22 protein-coding genes are annotated in these 22030 nt (G+C 64.7%); 11 read left to right on the top strand and 11 right to left on the bottom strand.

Annotated features, from left to right (window positions below; all coding sequences use genetic code 11):
• Positions 1-423: a group I truncated hemoglobin gene (locus CCZ28_RS10490; protein WP_167509294.1), complete on the top strand. Its 423-nt coding sequence runs from the start codon at positions 1-3 to the stop codon at positions 421-423.
• Positions 424-643: 220 nt separating this feature from the next.
• A complete protein-coding gene (locus CCZ28_RS10485) occupies positions 644-853 on the top strand; it encodes a hypothetical protein (RefSeq protein WP_140217841.1) in 210 nt (69 codons plus the stop codon).
• Here the strand turns inward: CCZ28_RS10485 and CCZ28_RS10480 are convergent.
• A complete protein-coding gene (locus CCZ28_RS10480) occupies positions 850-1833 on the bottom strand; it encodes a DctP family TRAP transporter solute-binding subunit (protein WP_140217839.1) in 984 nt (327 codons plus the stop codon). The two genes, CCZ28_RS10485 and CCZ28_RS10480, sit on opposite strands and share 4 nt — an antisense overlap.
• A 167-nt stretch (positions 1834-2000) precedes the next feature.
• Here CCZ28_RS10480 and CCZ28_RS10475 point away from each other — a divergent pair, with 167 nt between their 5' ends.
• A complete protein-coding gene (locus CCZ28_RS10475; protein WP_140217837.1) occupies positions 2001-2834 on the top strand; it encodes an aldo/keto reductase in 834 nt (277 codons plus the stop codon).
• Here CCZ28_RS10475 and mnmC read toward each other — a convergent pair.
• The 8 genes from mnmC to CCZ28_RS10435 form a co-directional block, all read right to left on the bottom strand.
• Positions 2831-4771 (bottom strand): bifunctional tRNA (5-methylaminomethyl-2-thiouridine)(34)-methyltransferase MnmD/FAD-dependent 5-carboxymethylaminomethyl-2-thiouridine(34) oxidoreductase MnmC, encoded by a 1941-nt coding sequence (mnmC, locus tag CCZ28_RS10470; RefSeq protein WP_140217835.1) that lies wholly within the window; start codon positions 4769-4771, stop codon positions 2831-2833. The two genes, CCZ28_RS10475 and mnmC, sit on opposite strands and share 4 nt — an antisense overlap.
• A 55-nt stretch (positions 4772-4826) precedes the next feature.
• Entirely contained in the window at positions 4827-5042 is a 216-nt protein-coding gene (locus CCZ28_RS10465; protein ID WP_058765549.1) for a DUF6316 family protein, read from the bottom strand.
• An 80-nt stretch (positions 5043-5122) separates the two neighbouring features.
• Positions 5123-6040: a hydroxymethylglutaryl-CoA lyase gene (locus CCZ28_RS10460; RefSeq protein ID WP_140217833.1), complete on the bottom strand. Its 918-nt coding sequence runs from the start codon at positions 6038-6040 to the stop codon at positions 5123-5125.
• Positions 6037-7995: an acetyl/propionyl/methylcrotonyl-CoA carboxylase subunit alpha gene (locus CCZ28_RS10455; RefSeq protein WP_140217831.1), complete on the bottom strand. Its 1959-nt coding sequence runs from the start codon at positions 7993-7995 to the stop codon at positions 6037-6039. Before CCZ28_RS10455 ends, CCZ28_RS10460 begins: the two co-directional genes overlap by 4 nt.
• Positions 7992-8786 (bottom strand): enoyl-CoA hydratase-related protein, encoded by a 795-nt coding sequence (locus CCZ28_RS10450; protein ID WP_140217829.1) that lies wholly within the window; start codon positions 8784-8786, stop codon positions 7992-7994. Before CCZ28_RS10450 ends, CCZ28_RS10455 begins: the two co-directional genes overlap by 4 nt.
• A gap of 4 nt (positions 8787-8790) precedes the next feature.
• A complete protein-coding gene (locus CCZ28_RS10445; protein WP_140217827.1) occupies positions 8791-10398 on the bottom strand; it encodes a carboxyl transferase domain-containing protein in 1608 nt (535 codons plus the stop codon).
• 60 nt (positions 10399-10458) lie between these two features.
• Positions 10459-11622 (bottom strand): isovaleryl-CoA dehydrogenase, encoded by a 1164-nt coding sequence (locus tag CCZ28_RS10440; RefSeq protein ID WP_140217825.1) that lies wholly within the window; start codon positions 11620-11622, stop codon positions 10459-10461.
• A 49-nt stretch (positions 11623-11671) separates the two neighbouring features.
• Positions 11672-12070: a MerR family transcriptional regulator gene (locus CCZ28_RS10435; RefSeq protein ID WP_058759918.1), complete on the bottom strand. Its 399-nt coding sequence runs from the start codon at positions 12068-12070 to the stop codon at positions 11672-11674.
• A gap of 215 nt (positions 12071-12285) precedes the next feature.
• Here CCZ28_RS10435 and CCZ28_RS10430 point away from each other — a divergent pair, with 215 nt between their 5' ends.
• The 8 genes from CCZ28_RS10430 (at position 12286) to CCZ28_RS10395 (ending at position 19680) form a co-directional block, all read left to right on the top strand.
• Positions 12286-13974 (top strand): AMP-binding protein, encoded by a 1689-nt coding sequence (locus tag CCZ28_RS10430; protein WP_140217823.1) that lies wholly within the window; start codon positions 12286-12288, stop codon positions 13972-13974.
• Between the two features lie 318 nt (positions 13975-14292).
• Positions 14293-14931 carry a peroxiredoxin gene (locus CCZ28_RS10425; RefSeq protein WP_140217821.1) on the top strand — a complete coding sequence of 213 codons (639 nt, stop codon included), beginning with the start codon at positions 14293-14295 and terminating at the stop codon, positions 14929-14931.
• Positions 14932-15093: 162 nt separating this feature from the next.
• Positions 15094-15681: an NADPH-dependent FMN reductase gene (gene ssuE / locus CCZ28_RS10420; protein ID WP_140217819.1), complete on the top strand. Its 588-nt coding sequence runs from the start codon at positions 15094-15096 to the stop codon at positions 15679-15681.
• 14 nt (positions 15682-15695) lie between these two features.
• Positions 15696-16661 (top strand): sulfonate ABC transporter substrate-binding protein, encoded by a 966-nt coding sequence (locus CCZ28_RS10415; RefSeq protein WP_140217817.1) that lies wholly within the window; start codon positions 15696-15698, stop codon positions 16659-16661.
• Positions 16662-16685: 24 nt separating this feature from the next.
• Positions 16686-17834, top strand: coding sequence for an FMNH2-dependent alkanesulfonate monooxygenase (gene ssuD, locus CCZ28_RS10410; RefSeq protein WP_140217815.1), 1149 nt, complete (start codon positions 16686-16688; stop codon positions 17832-17834).
• A gap of 12 nt (positions 17835-17846) precedes the next feature.
• A complete protein-coding gene (gene ssuC / locus CCZ28_RS10405; RefSeq protein ID WP_140217814.1) occupies positions 17847-18635 on the top strand; it encodes an aliphatic sulfonate ABC transporter permease SsuC in 789 nt (262 codons plus the stop codon).
• The gene (gene ssuB, locus CCZ28_RS10400) at positions 18632-19441 is read left to right on the top strand and encodes an aliphatic sulfonates ABC transporter ATP-binding protein (protein ID WP_058780053.1); all 810 of its coding nucleotides are present in this window, start codon (positions 18632-18634) and stop codon (positions 19439-19441) included. Before ssuC ends, ssuB begins: the two co-directional genes overlap by 4 nt.
• A gap of 23 nt (positions 19442-19464) precedes the next feature.
• Positions 19465-19680 carry a TOBE domain-containing protein gene (locus CCZ28_RS10395; RefSeq protein ID WP_007163030.1) on the top strand — a complete coding sequence of 72 codons (216 nt, stop codon included), beginning with the start codon at positions 19465-19467 and terminating at the stop codon, positions 19678-19680.
• Positions 19681-19723: 43 nt separating this feature from the next.
• Here the strand turns inward: CCZ28_RS10395 and CCZ28_RS10390 are convergent, their stop codons facing one another.
• Positions 19724-20500: a hypothetical protein gene (locus tag CCZ28_RS10390; RefSeq protein WP_140217812.1), complete on the bottom strand. Its 777-nt coding sequence runs from the start codon at positions 20498-20500 to the stop codon at positions 19724-19726.
• A complete protein-coding gene (dgt, locus tag CCZ28_RS10385; protein ID WP_140217810.1) occupies positions 20478-21890 on the bottom strand; it encodes a dGTP triphosphohydrolase in 1413 nt (470 codons plus the stop codon). Before dgt ends, CCZ28_RS10390 begins: the two co-directional genes overlap by 23 nt.
• Positions 21891-22030 lie beyond the last annotated feature (140 nt).

Genomic DNA, 22030 nt, shown 5'->3' with positions numbered 1-22030 from the left:
CTGAAGCCTTGGCTGCTGGTGGCCCTGCTGACGAGTCTGCTCGGCTGTACGCCCCAACCGCCCGCGAATGACCGGCTCTACCAGGAGCTGGGCGGCCAGCCGGGCATCACCCGGATCGTCGAGGGCATGTTGCTCAATGTCGCGCGCGATGAGCGTATTCGGCACTACTTCGCTAATGTCGATATCGGCCGTCTGCGTAGGCTGCTCATCCAGCAATTCTGTGCCGAGACGGGCGGCCCCTGTCGCTACCAGGGGGCGAGCATGGCGGAGAGTCATCGCGGTCTGAATCTGCAACCGGCCGACTTCAATGCCTTGGTAGAGGATCTGCAACTGGCGATGCAGCAACAGGGCGTACCGCAGCGCGCGCAGAATGGCCTGTTGGCGCGCCTGGCGCCGCAACGGGGCGAGATGCTGCGCCGCTAGGTCGTCACGGTGGATCCGAGCCGCCGTTGTCCGTATCGTTCCTAGCTGAGCGCACACCGCTGGTACGCGGTTGGTACTGACCAGGACCAAGGCGAGGAGGGTAGGTTTGCTACGCATAAGGCGAAGAGGGAAGGACGAGAGCCTGGGCAACGACGAAAGACCAACCGGGCTACCGCAAGGGAGGTTCTGGCTGAGCGCCGGCCGGGTATTGGCCGGCGCGATGCTGGCGATGCTGGCGCAGGACGCTCTCGCCGAGCCGGCGGCCTACTGGCGCTGGCGCAGCACCAGCAATGGCCAGGAGTTCTGTAGCCAGACCTCGCCGGGACCGGGCTGGACCCAGGTCGCCGGGCCGTTCCGCGATCTCCAGTGCCGCGAGCCGGGCAGCGTACCCCTGCGGCGTTGGGCCGAGCCGCCGCAGCGGCGCTTCTAGTTCGAGGTCTCCGCTGCCTTGAGCAGCGCGGCACCGATCTCACCCTCATAGTGCTGCCACACCGGCCGCATGGTCTCGCGCCAGCGGGCGCGCTGCTCGGGCGTGAGCGTCAGGATCTCACTGCCGCCAGTGGCCGCGATGCGGGCGCGGTCACGCTGATTCTCGGCTTCGGATTGCTTCTTCACCTCGAAGGTCACCTGGTCGATGATTTCTTCCAGGGTGCTGCGCACGGCGAAGGGCAGGGTGCGCCAACGGTCGGCCCTGACGATCAACAGGTAGTCGAGGGCGCCGTGGTTGGTTTCGGTGAAGTAGCGCTGCTGCTGGTCGAGACGCTGGCTCCAGTAGTTGGACCAGGTGTTCTCGGTGGCATTGACGGTGCCGTTGGCGAGTGCCGGCAGGGTCTGGTTGAAGGGCAGCTTGACGGCGCTGGCGCCGAGTACTTCGAACTGGGTCTGGAGTACGTCCGAATTCTGGATACGAAACACCAGGCCCTTGGCATCGCCGGGTTCGCGCAGCGGCTTGCGCGCCGACAATTGCTTGAGACCGTTGGGCCAGTAGGCCAGGCCGATGATGCCTACCTTTTCCAGGCTGAGTAGCAGTTGCTTGCCGCTGGGACGGGTCTGGAAATGGTCCAGCGCGGCACGACTCTCGAACAGGAACGGCAGATCGAACAGCTTCAATTTCGGGCTGAGCGCGGTGAGCTTGCTGATGGCCGGGGCGAGGATGTCCACCTTGCCGTCCTGTAGTGCCTGCAACTCGTTGGCATCGTCGAAGGCCGTGCCATTGGGCAGCACTTCCACCTGGACCTGGCCCGCGAGCCGCTGCGCCACCAGTTGCTGGAACAGCAATGCGCCCTTGCCCTTGGGGGTATCGGGCGCCACGACGTGGGAAAATCTCAGTGTTATGACGTCGGCCTTGGCGTTGATCAGAGGCAGGGTAGCGAGCAGCAGGGTGCATAGGCCAAGGGCAGGCGACTTCATGGGGGCTCCTGGGTTGTTATTGTGGATTCCTTATAGCCTTACTTTACCAGGGCGACCCTGAGTCGCAGTCCCTGCCAGAGGGCCTTTACTGCCGTTTGGCGGAAGGCGGGGAGAATCGGCATCGCGCTGGCGTTCTAAGGGGGTACACCCACGAGAAGGATGCGCCCATGAATACCGCTCAAACCGTTCGTTTGCCCGATGGCACTACCGTTCCGGCGCTGGGCCAGGGCACCTGGCACATGGGCGAGAATCCCGATCTGCACCGCCAGGAGATCAGTGCGTTGCGCCAGGGCCTGGATCTCGGTCTGACCCTGATCGACACGGCGGAGATGTACGCCGATGGCCGCGCCGAGGAACTGGTCGGCGAAGCCATCGCCGGGCGGCGTGACGAGGTCTTCCTGGTCAGCAAGTTCTATCCGAAGAACGCGACGGAAGCCGGAGTACCCCTGGCGTGCGAGCGTAGCCTCAAGCGGCTGGGCACCGACGTCATCGATCTCTATCTGCTGCACTGGCGTGGACAGGTGCCGCTGATCGAGACGGTGATGGCCCTGGAGAAGCTGCGTGACGAAGGCAAGATCCGCCATTGGGGCGTTTCCAACTTCGATACCAATGACATGCTCGAATTGGCGGACGACCGCTGCAGCGCCAACCAGGTGCTCTATAACCTGGAGCAACGCGGCATCGAGCATGATCTGCTGCCCTGGTGCCAGCGTCAGCAACTGCCGCTGATGGCCTACTGCCCCTTGGGGCAGGGCGGCGATCTGCTGCGCCACCCCACCCTGGCGACCCTCGCCGAGCGACATCAGGCCACGCCGGCGCAGATCGCCCTGGCCTGGGTCCTGCGTCAGCCCGGCGTCATCGCCATTCCCAAGGCCGGCGATGCCGGACACCTGGAAGAAAATGCCCGCGCCCTGGACCTGCGCCTGGGCGAAGAGGATTTCGCCCTGCTCGACGGTGCCTTTCCGCCGCCGCAGAGCAAGACGCCCTTGGCCATCGTCTAACCCTGGCCGCGGATCAGCCGGCGCAGGGGAAAACGATTGGGATGACAGGCCTCGGCGACCCGCCGCGCCACCGGCAGGGGTTCGTCCTCCAGCCAGGCAGCCAGCAGTTCGGCTGCCAGGGGCGTGGTGACCAGGCCGCGTGAGCCATGGGCCAGGTTCAGGTAGAGACCGGGACGCCAGGGCGCAGGGAGATCCGGTACCTGGCGCGCGTCCTGGCCGAGTACCTGATAACGCTGGGCAAACAGGGCTTCGTCCACCACCGGGCCAACCAACGGCAAGTAGTCCGGCGAGGTACAGCGAAAGGCCACGCGGCCGTCGAGGTCTGCGGCGCGATAGCTGGCGGCCAATTCGGGCGAAAGCTCGGCGAGCAATTCCAGGTTGCTGGCATGCTCCGCCTGACTGGGCTCGGTATCTTCACGGTCGAAGACGAAGCTGGCGCCCAGGCAGTGCCGACCCTCGCGCGCCGGGGCCAGGTAGCCTTCACCGCAGACCACGGTGTTCAACGCCTGACTGCGCGGGGTTTCCGGCAGATTCGACAGTTGCCCGCGAATGGCCTTGAGCGGCAGTTCGGGGAGCAAGGTCTTGGCCTGGGCGGCGCTGGCCATGACGACCACCGTCGCCTCGAAGGCCGCATCGTTGGTGCCCAGACGCCAGCCTGCTGGGGTTTGCTGCAGGTCGACGACCTCCACGCCGGTGATCAACTCGATGTTCGGGTGAGCCAGCCAGTGCGCGCACAGCGCCGGCGGATGGACCCAGCCGCCTTCCGGAAAGAACAAGCCGCCCGCTGTCAGGCCGAGCCCGGCACGCTGGCTGGCGGCAGTCTGGGTCAACGGCTGGAGCAGGCCATGGGGAAAGTGCGCTGAAAGCTGTGCCTGGCGCGCGGCGTCCTTGGCGTCCAGTGCCAGTTGCAAGACCCCACAGGGCGACCAGGCCGATCCCGGCGGCAGGGCCTGCAATTCGCGCAGCGTCAGGCCGAAGCCGTCCAGGATCAGCCGGCTGAGCGGGGTGTCATGGGCCGACAGCTTGAGGTAGAGCACGCCCTGGGGATTGCCGGACGCTTCCTGCGCCGGGGCGGCATGCCGTTCGAGCACCCGTACCTGCCAGCCGCGCCGGGCGAGACTGGCGGCGGTGGCGCAGCCGGCCAGCCCCGCGCCTATCACCACGGCGGTGCGTGGGCCCGTGGGGCGGGGCGGGCGGGCATACCAGGGGGGCGTTGCCGTGGCGACCGGGCGCTCCAGTACGCCGGCCAGCATCTCCCGCTTGTGGCCGAAGCCGGGCACCTTGCCCATGGCGAAGCCGGCTTCGTTGAGCCCGCGCCGCACGAAGCCGGCGCAGGTGAAGGTGGCGAGGGTGGTGGCGGGGCCGGATAGCCGCGCCAATTCGGCAAACAGCGCGGGCGTCCACATCTCCGGATTCTTGGCCGGGGCGAAGCCATCGAGGAACCAGGCATCGCAGCGGGCGTCCAGCTCCGGCAGACGCTCCAGCACATCGCCCACCAGCAGGGTGAGGGTGACCCGGCCGTCACCCAGGATCAGGCGCTGGAAGCCCGGGTGAATGGCCTGGTACTGCCGTTGCAGCGCGGCGCTGTAGGGCGCCAGCTCCGGCCACAGCGCCAGCGCCTGGGCGAGATCGGCGGCGGTGAGCGGAAAACGCTCGACGCTGACGAAGTGCAGGCGGGCACTCTGGGGCGCCAGGGCCTCGAACAGCTGCCAGGCGCAGAGGAAATTGAGGCCGGTGCCGAAGCCGGTTTCGCCGATGCAGAACACCTCGCTGGGTTGGAGCGCGGCGAAGCGTTCGGGCAGGCGATTCTGTTGCAGGAAGACGTAGCGGGTCTCTTCCAGGCCGCTGGCGCGGGAGAAGTACACATCGCCATAGGTGCGGGACAGGGGTTGCCCGGTGGGGTCCCAGTCGAGCTGGGCGTGCTGGAAGTCGGTCATGGACGGCGCGGCCTGGGGAACAGGGCGCGCAGTCTAAAGGATCGGCGCAGAGCGGTCAGGCGTCGCTGACGGAGTGGCGCATGAGGTCCTTGGCGGTCTGCAGTCGTTCCAGATAGCGATCAATCTGCTGCTGGGCATCGTCGCGGCTGAAGAACGGACCTTCCAGGGTGCCCTCGCGGGTGGTGAAGAAGAATTGGCCATTGACCACGCTGATGCGCTCGCTGCGAAAGTGCGTGGAGGCGTTGGGGTCGTTGCTGCGCTTGTCGAACATTGACGATTCTCCTGCTGTCTTGGCAACTGACCACGAAGCCTAGCGCAGGTTGCCGATGGTGCCTGCGCGGGCGACGGGCGTCAGGACGTGACCGCTGCCGGGCGGGCCGCCAAGGCGCGGGCCACCTTCGACCCATTGTCACGACCCAGGGCGGCGCAGATCCGCTGACCGGCTTGGCAGAGCGGCTCCAGCGCCACGCCGGTCTCGATGCCCAGCCCCTGGAGCAGATAGAGCAGGTCTTCGCTGGCGACATTGCCGGTGGCGCCCGGTGCATAGGGGCAGCCGCCCAGGCCGGCCACCGCGCCATCGAACACGGCGACGCCCTCCAGCAGGCTGGCGTAGACATTGGTCAGGGCCTGGCCATAGGTGTCGTGGAAGTGGCCGGCGAGGCGTTCACGGGGGACCCGGACGCCGACCTGGTCGATCAGCGCGCGAGTGGCGCCGGCGGTGCCCAGGCCGAGGGTGTCGCCGAGGGAAATCTCGTAGCAGCCCAGCGCCAGCAATTCACCGGCCACGGCGGCAACCTCCACGGGTGCCACCGGCCCCTGGTAGGGGCAGCCAAGCACGCAGGACACATAGCCGCGCACGCGCAGGCCCGCCTGGCGCGCGGCGTCGAGCAGGGGCAGGAAGCGCTGCAGGCTCTCGGCGATGCTGCAATTGATGTTGCGCTGGGAAAAGGCTTCCGAAGCCGCGGCGAACACCGCCACCTCGCTGGCGCCGGCCGCCAGGGCCGCTTCGAACCCGCGCAGATTGGGCGTCAGGGCGGCATAGACGATCCCGGGGCGCCGGGCGATGCCCTGGAATACCGCGGCGCTGTCGGCCATCTGCGGCACCCAGCGCGGCGAGACGAAGCTGCCCACCTCGATATGGGTGAGGCCGCTGGCGGTGAGGTCATCGACCAGTTGCACGCGGCTGGCCACCGTCAGCGGCCGGCATTCGTTCTGCAGGCCGTCGCGCGGACCCACCTCCACCAGTCGCACCCGGGGCGGCAGCATCAGGCGTCCTCCCCGGGCTCGGCGATGGGCTCCAGCGCGACCAGCACCTGGCCTTCGCTGACCAGGTCGCCTTCCCGGCAGTGCAGGGCGCTCAGGATACCGGCCTGGGGCGCGCGGATGCCGTGTTCCATCTTCATCGCCTCCAGCACCACCAGGAGTTCACCGGCGGCAACCTGCTGTCCGGGCGCGACCGGCAAGCGCACGATGCTGCCGTTCATGGGCGCCGTCAGACCACCGGCGACCGCGGCCTGCTGCGCCGCCAGGGCCAGGACGTCCACCCGTTCGACCTCGTAGCTGTCGCCCGCCCAGTCGAGGAACAGCCGCTCACCACGGCGCCGGGCCGGATAGCGCTGGCGCAGGCCCTGGTACTCCAGCAGCAAGGCGTCGCCCTCCCAGCTGGCGGCCTGCGCCTGCCCCAGGGCGACCTGTCGCCGTTCGCCCTGGCAGCTCAGCTCCAGCTCGCTCGCCGCCGGCAGGCCCAGACGCCAACCGTCCTGCCGGCTCCAGGGCGAAGCGGGATCATCGGCACGCTGGCGCCTGGGTTCGCTCTGGCGGAAGGCCGCGGCGGCCGCCTGCCAGAAAGCGTCTGGCAGGGGTTGGGGGGAGGGCAACAGTCGCTCCCGGTGACGCTCGATGAAACCGGTGTCCAGCTCGGCGGCGGCGAAGGCCGGATGGGCCAGGACCCGCCGCAGGAACGCCAGATTGGTCGCGCAGCCACCCACGGCCGTCTCGTCGAGCATGGCCAGCAGGCGCAGGCGGGCTTCCTCGCGGGTCTCGCCCCAGGCGATCAGCTTGGCCAGCAGCGGATCGTAGAAGGGCGAGACCTCGTCGCCCTCGACCACCCCGCTGTCCACCCGCCGGCCCGGCCCCGCGGCCGGTTCGCGATAGAGCAGCAGCCGGCCACTGGCGGGCAGGAAGTCCTGGGCCGGATTCTCCGCATAGAGGCGCACCTCGAGGGCATGGCCGTGGCGCGGGACCTGGTGCTGTTCGAGGGGCAGCGGCTCGCCCGCCGCCACCTTGAGTTGCCAGGCCACCAGGTCGAGGCCGGTGATGGCCTCGGTGACCGGGTGCTCGACCTGCAGGCGGGTATTCATCTCCATGAAGAAGAAGTCGCCGCGCTCGTCCAGCAGGAATTCCACGGTGCCAGCGCCCACGTAGCCGATGGCTTGGGCCGCGCGTACGGCGGCTTCGCCCATGGCGCGGCGCAGCTCCGGTGCCAGCCCGGGCGCCGGCGCTTCTTCCAGGACCTTCTGGTGGCGGCGCTGGATGGAGCAGTCGCGCTCGTGCAGGTAGAGGCAGTGGCCGTGCTGGTCGGCGAACACCTGGATCTCCACGTGGCGCGGCCGCAGCAGATATTTCTCCACCAGCATGAGGTCGTCGCCGAAGGCCGCGCGTGCCTCGCGTTGCGCCGAGGCCAGGGCGTCGGCCAGCTCGGCGGGGCCCTGCACCACCTTCATGCCCTTGCCGCCGCCGCCTGCGGCCGCCTTGAGCAGCACCGGATAACCGATGCGTTCGGCGGCGGCCTGGAAGGTCGCCAGGTCCTGGGCCGCGCCGTGGTAGCCCGGCACCAGGGGCACCCCGGCCGCTGCCATCAGCGCTTTGGCCGCGGACTTGCTGCCCATGGCTTCGATGGCGGCTACCGGGGGGCCGATCAGGAGCAGACCGGCCGCGGCCACCTGGCGGGCGAAGTCGGGATTTTCCGAGAGAAAGCCATAGCCGGGATGGATGGCCTGGGCGCCGCTGGCCAGGGCCGCCGCGACGATCAGGTCGCCGCGCAGATAGCTGTCGGCCGGCTTGCTGCCGCCCAGGTCGACGGCCAGGTCGGCTTCGCGCACGTGGCGGGCCTGGCGGTCGATGGCGCTGTGTACCGCCACGCCGCGTAGCCCCAGGGCCTTGGCGGTGCGCAGGATGCGGCAGGCGATCTCGCCGCGGTTGGCGACCAGCAGGGTGGTGATCATGGCTGCCGCTCCTGCCAGCTGGGCTGGCGCTTGTCGAGGAAGGCGTGCAGACCCTCCTGGCCTTCGGCACTGACCCTCAGGCGGGCGATGGTGGTTTCGGTCAGCTCACGCAGCGCGACGGGCGTGAGCGCAGGGTCGCCGCAGGCCCGCAGCAGGGCCTTGGTCGCGCGCATGGCCTGGGGCCCGTTGGCCAGGAGCCGGGCGATCCAAGTCTCGACGCCGGCCTCCAGCTGATCCGCGGGCAGGCAGTCGCTGAGCAGGCCCAGGGCCAGGGCGCGCTGGCCGTCGAAGCGTTCGGCGCTGAGAGCGTAGCGCTGGGCCTGGCGCGGGCCGAGGGCACGAGCCACGAAGGGACTGATGACCGCCGGCGCCAGGCCCAGGCGGACTTCCGACAGGCAGAACAGGGCGTCGGTGCTGCCCAGGGCCAAGTCGCAGGCGCTGATCAGGCCGAGAGCACCGCCGAAGGCCGCGCCCTGGACCACCGCCAGGGTCGGCAGGGGCAGGGCATCGAGACGGTAGAGCAGTTCGCCGAGGGCCTGGGCATCGGCCAGGTTGGCGGCGTAGTCCAGTTGCGCCGAGGCCTGCATCCAGGCGAGGTCGGCGCCGGCGCTGAAGTGCTCGCCACGGCCGCGCAGCAGCAGGAAGCGCAGGTGCGGCCGGGCGGCCACGGCCTGCAGGTGGGTGTTGAGTTCGTCGATCAGGGCGGCGTCCAGGGCGTTGCGGCGCTCCGGGCGATCCAGCCAGAGGGTGGCGAAGCCACGCGGATCCTCGATCAGTTGGGCACAGGGCATGGCGTCACATCCGGAAGAGGCCGAAGCGGGTCGGCGGGATGGCGGCGTTGAGGCTGGCGGACAAGGCCAGGCCGAGCACGTCGCGGGTCTGGGCGGGATCGATCACGCCGTCGTCCCACAGGCGGGCGCTGGCGTAGACGGCCTGGGCCTGGCGGTCGTATTGCTCGACCAGGGGCGCGGCCAGCGCGGCCTCGTCGGCGGCGCTCAAGGCCTGGCCGGCGCGCTCCGCCTGCTCGCGCTTGACCTGCACCAGCACCCCGGCGGCCTGCTGGGCGCCCATGACGCCGATGCGCGCGTTGGGCCACATCCACAGGAAGCGCGGATCGTAGGCGCGCCCGCACATGCCGTAGTTGCCGGCGCCGAAGCTGCCGCCGATGACCACGGTGAACTTGGGCACCTCGGCGCAGGCCACCGCGGTGACCAGCTTGGCACCGTGCTTGGCGATGCCGCCGGCCTCGTACTTCTGGCCGACCATGAAGCCGGTGATGTTCTGCAGGAACACCAGGGGGATGCCGCGCTGGCAGGCCAGCTCGATGAAGTGCGTGCCCTTTTGCGCGGCCTCGGCGAAGAGGATGCCGTTGTTGGCGAGGAGGGCCACCGGATAGCCGTGCAGGTGGGCGAAGCCACACACCAGGGTGGTGCCGAACAGCGCCTTGAATTCGTCGAATTCCGAATCGTCCACCAGGCGCGCGATGACCTCGCGTACGTCGTAGGGCTGCTTGGTGTCGGCCGGGATCACGCCATAGAGCTCCTCGGCGGGCAGCCGCGGGGGGCGCGCCGGACGCTGGGCCAACTGGCCGAGCTTGTGCCAGTTGAGATTGGCCACGCAGCGGCGCGCCAGGGCCAGGGCATGGGCGTCGTCCTCGGCCAGGTGGTCGGCCACGCCGGAGGTGCGGCAATGCAGGTCGGCGCCGCCCAGGGCCTCGGCGCTCACCACCTCACCGGTGGCGGCCTTCACCAGCGGCGGACCGGCCAGGAAGATGGTGGCCTGGTCGCGCACCATGATGGTCTCGTCGCTCATGGCCGGCACATAGGCGCCGCCGGCGGTGCAGGAGCCCATCACCACGGCGATCTGGGGGATGCCCTGGGCGCTCAGCCGCGCCTGGTTGAAGAAGATCCGCCCGAAGTGCTCGCGGTCGGGAAACACCTCGTCCTGGCGCGGCAGGTTGGCGCCGCCGGAATCCACCAGGTAGAGGCAGGGCAGGCGATTCTGCTCGGCGATGGCCTGGGCGCGCAGGTGTTTCTTCACCGTCAGTGGATAGTAGCTGCCGCCCTTCACCGTGGCGTCGTTGGCCACGATCATGCACTCCACACCCTCGACGCGCCCGATGCCGGCGATGAGTCCGGCGGCCGGCACCTCTTCGCCATAGACCTCATGGGCGGCCAACTGGCCGATCTCCAGGAAGGGTGATCCCAGGTCCAGCAGGCGATCGATGCGCTGGCGCGGCAGCAGCTTGCCGCGGGCACTGTGCCGCGCCTGGGCCTTGGGGCCGCCGCCGGCCTGGATGTGCAGCAGCAGCTCGCGCAATTGTTGCACCTGGGCGAGCAGGGCCGCGCGATTGGCGGCGAAATCCGCCGAGCGTGGGTCCAGCTGGGTGGTCAGGATGGCCATCGACACTCTCCTCGATAGGTGGCCTCGACAGGTGGCCTCGACAAGCGGCGCCGGGCGCGCTCAGTGGGTTTCCTTGAACAGTTCGCGACCGATCAGCATGCGGCGGATCTCGCTGGTGCCGGCGCCGATCTCGTAGAGCTTGGCGTCGCGCAGCAGGCGCCCGGTGGGGAAGTCGTTGACGTAGCCGTTGCCGCCGAGGATCTGGATGGCTTCCAGGGCCATGCGCGTGGCGCGTTCGGCGCTGTAGAGGATCACCCCGGCGGCGTCCTTGCGTGTGGTCTCGCCGCGGTCGCAGGCCTGGGCCACGGCATAGAGGTAGGCGCGACAGGCATTGAGCTCGGTGTACATGTCGGCCACCTTGCCCTGGATCAGCTGGAATTCGCCGATGCTCTGGCCGAATTGCTGGCGCTCGTGGATATAGGGCAGCACCACGTCCAGGCAGGCCTGCATCAGCCCGGTGGGCCCGCCGGCGAGCACCACCCGCTCGTAGTCCAGGCCGCTCATCAGCACCCGCACCCCACCGTCCAGCTCGCCGAGCACGTTTTCCAGCGGCACCTCGACATCGTCGAAGAACAACTCGCCGGTGTTGGAGCCGCGCATGCCCAGCTTGTCGAACTTGGGACTGCGGCTGAAACCGGCCCAGTCGCGTTCGACGATGAAGGCGGTGATGCCGTGAGCTCCCTGGTCCGGCTGGGTCTTGGCATAGACCACGTAGACCTGGGCGTCGGGTCCGTTGGTGATCCAGGTCTTGCTGCCGTTGAGCACGAAGCGATCGCCCCGCCGCTCGGCGCGCAGGCGCATGGATACCACGTCGGAGCCGGCGTTGGGCTCGCTCATGGCCAGGGCGCCGATGTGCTCGCCGCTGAGGAGTTTGGGTAGATAGCGGCGCTTCTGCTCCGCGCTGCCGTTGCGGTTGATCTGGTTGATGCACAGGTTGGAATGGGCGCCGTAGGACAGCGCCACGGCGCCGGAGCCTCGGCTGAGTTCCTCCATCACCACCACGTGGGCCAGGTAGCCGAGGCCGGCGCCGCCGTCCGCCTCGGGGACGGTGACCCCGAGCAGGCCCAGATCGCCGAATTGGCGCCAGAGATCGTTGGGAAAGGCATTGTCGCGGTCGATGGCAGCGGCGCGGGGCGCCACCTGGGTGGCGACGAACTGGCGGACCTGGTCACGCAAGAGATCCAGGGTCTCGCCGAGGGCGAAGTTCAGGCTCGGATAGTACAAGGGGCGCCTCCATCATTGTTGTTGTCGGTCGGCGAGGGCGGGGGGGTGGCTAGGACTGGCCCACCACCCCCCGTTCGGTATCGGCCAGGGCCGCCAGGCAGCGCTCCTCGGCGGTATCCAGTTCCAACTGCATCTGCTGGATGTCGAGCAACTGCTGCTGGAGCTGGGCCCGGCGGGCGGTGATCTTCTGCATGAAGGTTTCCAACTGCCGGCGATTGCCGCTGCTGGGGTCGTAGAGGTCGATCAATTCCTTGCACTCGCCCAGGGAGAAGCCCAGACGCTTGCCCCTGAGGATCAGCTTGAGTGCCACCCGGTCCTTGGCGCTGAAGATGCGCTCCAGGCCACGCCGTTCGGGAAATAGCATCTGCTGCTCCTCGTAGAAGCGGATGGTGCGGGTGGTGATGTCGAGCTCGCGGGCGAGTTCGGAAATGCTGTAGGTCTTGGCCATCGACGACTCTGGGTGCTTTACCTTTACGTAAAGGTAGGCTTGCCGTTCACGGGTCGTCAAGGGGGCTTGGCTGGCACGTGCAGACCGATCGGCACGCGCCGCGCAGGGCTGGACAGTCAGCAGCGACTGTTTTACGTTTCCGTAAAGGTAATTCCGTGCGCCGTCTCTGCGGAGGTTGGCGGCACCCTGGCGCAAAACAACGACAAGAGGCGACCATGGAACACCTGAGCTATACCTGCGGCAGCCGCGAGCCCGCGCTGTTGGCCATGACCCTGGGGGCGGCCTTCGATGCCACCGCGAGGCGCTTTGCCCAGGGCGAGGCGCTGGTGGTCCGCCACCAGGGGCTCAGATTCACCTGGGCGGAACTGGCCGAGGCGGTGGAGCGCACCGCCCGTGGCCTGCTGGCCCTGGGCCTGCAGCGGGGCGATCGCCTGGGCCTCTGGGCACCCAACTGCGCGGAGTGGTGCATCACCCAATTCGCCTGCGCCAAGGTCGGTGCCATCCTGGTCAACCTCAATCCGGCCTATCGCCGTAGCGAGCTGGAATTCAGCCTGCGCCAGTCCGGCTGCCGTTGGCTGGTCTGCGCCGCCGCCTTCAAGACCTCCGACTACCAGGGGATGCTGCAGGAGCTGCTCCCCGAACTGGCCACGGCGCCGCTGGGCGAATTGCGCAACGCCGACCTGCCCGAGTTGCGCGGGGTGATCAGCCTGGCCGCCACGCCACCGGCCGGCTTCCTGGCCTGGCCAGCCTTGCAGGCGCGGGCGGACGAGGTGTCGACGGCGGCCCTGGCGGAGCGCGAGGCGACCCTGGAATTCGACGATCCGGCCAACATCCAGTACACCTCGGGCACCACCGGCCTGCCCAAGGGCGCCACCCTCAGCCACTACAACCTGCTCAACAACGGCTACCTGGTCGGGGAGAGCCTGGGCCTTTCCGCGCGTGACCGGCTGGTGGTGCCGGTGCCGCTGTATCACTGCTTCGGCATGGTCATGGGCAATCTCGGCGCCCTGACCCACGGCACCACCCTGGTCTATCCGGAGGCGGCCTTCGATCCCCTGGCGACCCTGGCGGCGGTGGCCGAGGAGCGCGCCACCGCGCTCTACGGGGTGCCCACCATGTTCATCGCCCTGCTCGATCATCCGCGCCGGGGCGACTTCGACCTGTCCAGCCTGAGGAACGGGATCATGGCCGGCTCGACCTGCCCCATCGAGGTCATGCGCCGGGTCATCGCCGAGTTGCACCTGCGCGAAGTTCAGATCGCCTACGGCATGACCGAGACCAGCCCGGTATCCCTGCAGACCGGTCCGGACGACGACCTGGAGCGGCGCGTGACCAGTGTCGGTCGCACCCAGCCGCACCTGGAGACCAAGCTGGTCGACGCCGCCGGCCGCATCGTGCCGCGTGGCGCCATCGGTGAACTCTGCACCCGGGGCTACAGCCTGATGCTGGGTTACTGGGAGCAGCCCGAGGCCACCGCCCAGATCCTCGACGCCAGCCGCTGGCTGCACAGCGGCGACCTGGCAGCCATGGATGCCGAGGGCTACGTGCGCATCCTCGGGCGCAGCAAGGACATGATCATCCGCGGCGGGGAGAACATCTATCCGCGCGAACTGGAGGAATTCTTCTTCACCCATCCGGCCATCGCCGATGTCCAGGTGATCGGCATTCCCTGCTCGCGCTATGGCGAGCAGGTGGTGGCCTGGGTGCGCCTGCATCCCAACCAGGCGGTGAGCGGCGCGGATCTGCGCGACTGGGCGCGCGAGCGCATCGCCCATTTCAAGGTGCCACGGCATTTCCATCGCGCCGAGGCCTTTCCGCTCACGGTGACCGGCAAGATCCAGAAATTCCGCATGCGTGAACTCAGCCTGGCCTTGTTGGCCGAGGGGCGCCTGGACAACTTCTGATAGCCTGCTCAAAGTCTGCTGCGCGTCGGCCAAACGGCGTTGAAAATGCCTTCGGAATGCTCATTTACCACCCGTAAACTCCGCTTCCTCAGGCATTTTCGCCTTGTTTTTCTCTAGCTCGCGAGACTTTGAACAGGCTCTGGGCGCAGAGGGCGGGAGTCTGGCGGCCCGAGCATGGTCGGATAGGCGAGGGCACGTCCCCCCGGGGTCGGCCTGCGCGGTCTTTCGCGTTATAACCACAGCGCGATCCGATCTTTCCCGTCGTGCGCGGCGGGCGGCATAGTGCCTTTATCCCTACCTGTATCAGGAGAACTGCCAATGAGTATCCGTCTGGGCGACATCGCCCCCGATTTCGAACAGGATTCCAGCCTGGGCCGCATTCGCTTCCACGAATGGCTGGGCGACAGCTGGGGTGTGCTCTTCTCCCATCCGGCCGACTTCACCCCGGTATGCACCACCGAGCTGGGCCTGACCGCCAAGCTCAAGGACGAATTCGCCAAGCGCGATGTCAAGGCCATCGCCCTGTCGGTGGACAGCCTGGAATCCCACCAGGGCTGGATCAAGGACATCGAGGAGACCCAGGCCACCTCCGTGGGCTTCCCCATCCTGGCCGATGCCGACCGTAAGGTGGCGGGCCTCTACGACATGATCCATCCCAATGCCAACGACACCCTGACCGTGCGTTCGCTGTTCGTCATCGATCCGCAGAAGAAGGTGCGCCTGTCCATCACCTATCCGGCCAGCACCGGGCGCAACTTCGACGAGATCCTGCGGGTGATCGATTCCCTGCAGCTCACCGACAACCACAAGGTCGCCACGCCAGGTAACTGGAAGGATGGCGACGACGTGGTCATCGTGCCCTCGCTCAAGGACGAGGAAGAGATCAAGCGGCGCTTTCCCAAGGGCTACACCGCGGTCAAACCCTATCTACGCCTGACGCCGCAGCCCAATCGCTGAAATCCTCCGTGACAAGAAACCCCGGCTCCGGCCGGGGTTTTGTTTTTCTGGTTATAACCAAGTGCCTAAAGGATATTTTTAGGGAATAAACGCCCACTGCTAAGGTCCGCTCATTCCTTTTCGAGCGGCGCGACACCGCTCTTTTTTATCCAGGAGACGGCGATGCAGGTGGTGACTTTGGCGGGCAGTCCGGCAGCGCGGTCGCGCTCCAGTGGGGTGCTGGATCTGGCGGCGAATTGGCTGCAGACGCGCGGCGTGGAACTGTCGCGCTGGCGCATTCAGGACTTTCCCGCCGCCGATCTCATCGGTGCCCGTTTCGACAGTCCGCCAGTGGTGGAGCTGATCGCCCAGTTGCAGGCCGCCGATGGCCTGGTGATCGCCACCCCGGTGTACAAGGCCTCCCTGGCCGGCGCCCTCAAGACCCTGCTGGATCTACTGCCCGAGCGCGCCCTGACCCACAAGGTGGTGCTGCCCCTGGCCACCGCCGGCTCCAGCGGCCACCTCTTGGCCATCGACTATGCACTCAAGCCCGTGCTCTCGGCGCTCAAGGCCCAGGAAATCCTCAATGGCGTCTTCGCCGACGACAGCCAAGTCAGCTACACCGAGACCGGCGTGGCCCTGGTCCCGGCACTGGAGCAACGCCTGTACGAATCCCTCGAACAATTCCACGCCGCCCTGGCGCGACGTCCCCAGCCCCTGACCCCCGAGCTCCTGGCCAACCGGATAGGCCAGGCGCGCTGGGGTATCTGATCGGAGCGTTATCCATGCAGTTTTCGTTCAAGCGTTCACTTCTCGCCGTCACCCTGCTGACCCTGGCCGCGGGCCTCGCCCAGGCGGAAGAGGTGGTGCGTATCGGCTACCAGAAGTACGGCACCCTCATCACCCTGAAAGCCCGCGGCACCCTGGAGAAGCGCCTGGCCAAGGATGGCGTCAAGGTCCAGTGGACCGAGTTTCCCGGTGGCCCGCAGCTGCTCGAAGGCCTCAACGTCGGCAGCATCGACTTCGGCGTGACCGGCGAGACGCCGCCGGTGTTCGCCCAGGCGGCCGGTGCCGATCTGGTCTATGTGGCCAACGAACCGCCAGCGCCCACCAGTGAGGCCATCCTGGTGCCCAAGGATTCGCCGATCCATTCCCTGGCCGATCTCAAGGGCAAGAAGATCGCCCTGAACAAGGGCTCCAACGTCCACTACCTGCTGGTGCAGGCACTGGCCAAGGCCGGTATCGACTACAAGGACATCCAGCCGGTGTACCTGCCGCCCGCCGATGCCCGCGCCGCCTTCGAACGCGGCGCGGTGGATGCCTGGGTGATCTGGGACCCCTACCAGGCCGCCGCCGAGACCCAGCTGCATGCCCGCACCCTGACCGATGCCACGGGCTTGGCCGACAACCACCAGTTCTATCTGGCCACCCGCAGCTTCGCCAAGGCCCATCCCGAGCAGGTCGGTGCCATCGTCGACGAGGTGCGCTCGGTGGGCGACTGGGCCAAGGCCCACCCGGACGAGGTAGCCGCCCAGGTGGCGCCGCTGCTCAACCTGCCGCTGGATACCGCCCTGACCGTGGTCAAGCGCCAGGGCTACGGCGCGCGCTTCATCACCCCCGAGGTGACCGCGCAGCAGCAGAAGATCGCCGACGCCTTCACTGCCCTCAAGTTGATTCCCAAGCCGCTGGTCATCCGCGACGTGGTGTGGACCCCGCCCGCCAGTCTGCAGACCGCCGCCGCCAAACCCTGATTTCGCTTAGCTGGAGAACGCCTCATGAGTCTCGATATCTTCTGGTTCCTGCCGACCCACGGCGATGGCCATTACCTGGGCACCGCCGAAGGCGCCCGCGCGGTCGACCACGGCTACCTGACCCAGATCGCCCAGGCCGCCGACCGCCTGGGCTTCGGCGGGGTACTGATCCCCACCGGCCGCAGCTGCGAGGATTCCTGGCTGGTGGCCGCCTCGCTGATCCCGGTCACCCAGAAACTCAAGTTCCTGGTGGCCCTGCGCCCCGGGATCATCTCGCCCACCGTGGCGGCGCGGCAGGCGGCGACCCTGGATCGCCTCTCCGGCGGCCGGGCGCTGTTCAACCTGGTCACCGGCGGTGATCCGGACGAACTAGCCGGTGACGGCCTGCACCTGTCCCACAGCGAAAGATACGAAGCCTCGGTGGAATTCACCCGCATCTGGCGCCGTGTGCTGGAAGGCGAGCAGGTGGACTACGAGGGCAAGCACATCCAGGTCAAGGGCGCCAAGTTGCTCTATCCACCGCTGCAGCAACCGCGTCCGCCGCTGTATTTCGGCGGTTCCTCCGATGCCGCCCAGGACCTCGCCGCCGAGCAGGTGGAGCTGTACCTGACCTGGGGCGAGCCGCTGGACGCGGTGCGCGAGAAGATCGAGGCGGTCAAGGCCAAGGCGGCCGCCCTGGGGCGCACCGTGCGCTTCGGCATCCGCCTGCACGTGATCGTCCGCGAGACCAATGAAGAAGCCTGGAAGGCCGCCGACCGCCTGATCGCCAACCTGGACGACGCCACCATCGAGAAGGCCCAGGCCGCCTTCGCCCGCTTCGATTCGGTCGGCCAGCAACGCATGGCCGCCCTGCACAAGGGCCGCCGCGACAACCTGGAAATCGCCCCCAATCTCTGGGCCGGGGTCGGCCTGGTCCGTGGCGGTGCCGGTACCGCCCTGGTCGGCGACGGTCCCACCGTGGCCGAGCGGGTCAAGGAATACGCCGCCTTGGGCATCGACACCTTCATCTTCTCCGGCTATCCGCACCTGGAAGAGTCCTACCGGGTGGCCGAGTTGCTGTTCCCGCACCTGCCGGTCAAGCGGCCGACCCAGGTGGAAGGTGTCAACTATGTGAGTCCCTTCGGCGAGATGGTGGCCAACGACATCCTGCCGCAGAAAGCGTCGCAGAGCTGAGGGAGGCCGGGCATGAACAGCACCCTCGAACGTCAATTGCAGCGCCTGGCACCCTGGGTGGTGCCGGTGGCCCTGATCGTCGCCTGGCAGCTGTCGGTGAGCAGCGGCCTGCTGTCCAGCCGCATCCTGCCGTCCCCGGCGGCGGTACTGGAAGCGGGTTGGGCCCTGGTCAAGAGCGGCGAGCTCTGGCAAAACCTTGCGATCAGCGGCTGGCGCGCCGGCATCGGCTTCGCCATCGGCGGCAGCATCGGCCTGGCGCTGGGCTTCATCACCGGCCTGTCGAAATGGGGCGAGCGCCTGCTCGACAGTACCCTGCAGATGGTCCGTAACGTGCCGCACCTGGCGTTGATCCCGCTGGTGATCCTCTGGTTTGGCATCGACGAGTCGGCCAAGTTGTTCCTGGTGGCCCTGGGGGTGTTCTTCCCCATCTACCTGAACACCTACCACGGCATCCGCAACGTCGATCCGGCGCTGGTGGAGATGGCCCGCAGCTACGGCCTCTCCGGGGCGCGGCTGTTCTGGCACGTGGTGCTGCCGGGCGCGCTGCCGTCCATCCTGGTAGGGGTGCGCTTCGCCCTCGGCCTGATGTGGCTGACGCTGATCGTCGCCGAGACCATTTCCGCCAGCTCCGGCATCGGCTACCTGGCGATGAACGCCCGGGAGTTCCTGCAAACCGATGTCGTGGTGCTGGCCATCCTGCTCTACGCCGTACTCGGCAAACTGGCGGATCTCGCCGCCCGCGGCCTGGAGCGTGCTTGGCTGCGCTGGCATCCGGCCTATCAGAAGGGGGCCAACGCATGACCAATCTCCAAGCCATCCCGCCGCTGGCGCGGGGTATCGCCCTCAAGCTGCAACAGGTGGTGAAGAAGTTCGGCGAGCGCACTGTGCTGCACGGGATCGACCTGAATATCCCGGCCGGCCAGTTCGTCGCCGTGGTGGGCCGCAGCGGTTGCGGCAAGAGCACCCTGCTGCGCCTGGTGGCCGGTCTCGACCAGGCCAGCGGTGGCGACCTGCTGGGCCAGGACGAGCCCCTGGCCCAGCATCGCGAAGACACCCGGCTGATGTTCCAGGACGCGCGCCTGCTGCCCTGGAAACGCATCATCGACAACGTCGGCCTGGGCCTCAAGGGCGATTGGAAGCCCAAGGCGCTGGAAGCCCTGGAAGCGGTCGGCCTGGCCGATCGCGCGGGTGAATGGCCCTCGGCGCTCTCCGGTGGCCAAAAGCAGCGCGTGGCCCTGGCCCGGGCGCTGATCCACCAGCCGCGCCTGCTCCTGCTGGACGAGCCGCTGGGCGCCCTGGATGCCCTGACCCGCATCGAGATGCAGCAACTCATCGAGCGCCTCTGGCAGCGCCACGGCTTCACCGTGCTGCTGGTCACCCACGACGTGGGCGAGGCGGTGGCCCTGGCCGACCGCGTGGTGCTCATCGAAGACGGCCACGTCGGCCTGGATCTCGACGTCAACCTGCCGCGTCCCCGCGCCGCGGGCGATGCCAACCTGGCCCGCCTGGAAGCCGAGGTACTGGCCCGGGTGCTGCAGCAGCCACTCAATCCCGATCTACCGGAAATCGTGCAACCCCTGCCCACGCAACTGCGCTGGGCCTACTGATCGTTCATCCGAGGAGTTTTGCCATGACCATCAAGGCCATCAACGTTCGCAACCAGTTCAAGGGCACCATCAAGGAAATCATCGAAGGCTCGGTACTCTCCGAGATCGATGTCCAGACCGCCGCCGGCATCGTCACCTCCGTCATCACCACCCGCTCCGTCAAGGAGCTGGAGCTGCAAGTGGGTAGCGAGGTGATCGCCTTCGTCAAATCCACCGAGGTGTCCATCGCCAAGCTGTGAGGCGGCTTTGGTCGTGACGAAACCCGCCCTGGTGGCGGGTTTTTTATTTAAAATTAAAACAATCCTGAATTTGCTCCAGATCTTCATCTAATAGCGATATTTGTTGTTTTCCTATTCGGTTGTCCAGAGCTTCCAAATCTGCTATTGAAAAATAGTTTTTGTGAAAGGTTTTTATTTGGTGTTTGAAGATCAGCTCTTTGTTCCATTTTTTTAGTGATTCTGATACGTAAGCTGTGGCTCTTGGAGTAAGTTTTTTTGCTTCCTTGTCATATATGCTTCTTAAGACTCTAACAATAGCGCTTATCTCATCATTGTTTTCTGTAAGGATCACGTCGAGCAGTCCTTCAGTTATTTCTGAAAAATAACTTTCTTTGCAAATTATTTTGTTTTCCAAGAATGAGTAGGCTATTGCATCCCAATTTGTTAGTGTTGTTTTTATTAGTGATTTTTTGTCGTTTAGCTTTACCTTGTTGTTTTTGAATGCCCATGTTTCGCTAATTGGCCAGAGATCTACTTCCCACTCTCCTATTGCTGTTCTATATCCGCCATACCTGTTTTTTTTGCATTTGATATCTAGGTTTTCTATGAGTATCTTTAAAGATTCCGGGTTGGTGTCTATAACTAGGTCTATGTCTGATTTGAATTTTTTTGTTCCATAGAGGGCTATGTCTCTAAGCGTTCCTCCGAATAAAAGTACGTCTCCAATAGGTAGGAGTTCTTCTATGAAGCAACTTAGTTCGGGTCGTCCGTTGCTTTTGCCATCAAAAAAACGAATTATCCTTTTTTTTAAATTTGCTTCATTTTTTGCAATGTTTTTCATAAAAAGGGAGCAGCTCGTCATGCAGAGATATTAGATAACTGTCAGTCATACCTGACACCGCATCGGTGATTAGCTGAGCCTCTTTGTAGCTTTGACTTAAGCCGTTGTCTTCCTTAAATATTCTTCTATAGCTCTCAGATATTCTAGAGAATGCATATTTTCCAAAAGGAGTAATGGAGTCATAAGCTTTTTCTTGGTTTCCATGAACAGCAACCCACAGCATGTCCATCATTGTGTGGATGTATGTGTGTCCTTTCAGTTCTAGCTCTAATACACTTTTGTGGCGAAATCCGTAGGTAAAGTCAAATTTCTTTAGGGCTTTACAGAAACTGGCGGCTTGGGTTTCTTTTAATATCCCGTCAAAATAGCATTCTCCTCCTAGTAAGGACTGTGCCTTGTCTACGAAGAAGTTAGTGACTTCAGATGTCATTTCGTGTATCGAATAAACTCTAAACATCTGCATTACGCAATCGTTTAGTTCTCTTGGGCTAAGGTCAATCTTCTTAAATTCATCATATTTTTCTTTGGACTTATTTATGATTTTTTTTGTGAGTTTGTCGTCGCTACAATTTTGTTCAAGAAAGTTTACAAGATCTGGGAAAGAGGCTAATCCCTTCTTTATAGTGTCTTCTGCATCCATCACGGCATATGCGATGTCATCGCATGCCTCCATGATATAAGTAAATGGATGACGTATGCCCAAGCCAAGGCCAGTTTCTTTCCATATCTCTTCAGCAACGTCTTTCTCTGAATGAAAATATCCGTGCTTTTTCCAGCTGCCCGGACCTATATCTGCACTAGATACGGGATATTTTATAAGTGCCGCAAGTGTACCATATGTAAGATTCAGGCCATATTTGTCGGAAAGTATCTGAAGTCGTGTTAGAAGTCGAAATGTTTGTGAGTTTCCATCAAATTTTAAAAAATCTTTTGCAGTGGGTGGGGCGTGGTTTATCTTGCTTCCGAAAACTTCTTCACAATTCTTTTCAAACCAGGCTTGTATAGAATATTCCCCTTGGTGCCCGAATGGAGGATTACCCATGTCATGTACAAGGCCTATAGCGGCTAGTAGGCTGGGTATGCAGCGTTGTATTGTTTTTTCTTCTAGCCCTGTAAAGATGCTCGGGCTTTCGTACGCCAATCTAGTGCCAATATTTCTAGCAATTGCTGAAACTTCGAGCGAGTGAGTTAGTCTCGTTCTGACGCTATCGTTTTTATCTAAAGGAAAGACCTGTGTTTTATCTGCAAGTCGTCTGGTTGGTGCTGCGAATAAAATACGGTCGTAGTCTCTTTCTATTTCAAGCCTGCCGTTAGCAAGACTATTTTCAGTTGTAATGCTAAATTTGTCTTTTCGACGACTTTGGTTGAAAGCCATTTCCCATTTTGACATGATTATTCTCTATGTGGCTGGATTACTGTCTTAGTTGGATTAATCTTTCTGTTTGCTATGCAGTAGCTGCTGACTTTTATACGGGAATCTGTTGGTGAGGTAGTGGTAAGGATTTGTGATCCAAAGGTATTTAATAGCTG

Source organism: Pseudomonas oryzihabitans, from assembly GCF_006384975.1.
Lineage (GTDB): Bacteria > Pseudomonadota > Gammaproteobacteria > Pseudomonadales > Pseudomonadaceae > Chryseomonas > Chryseomonas psychrotolerans_B.
The sequence above is the reverse complement of the archived record's forward strand: the minus strand, read 5'-3'. Positions and strand labels throughout refer to the sequence as shown.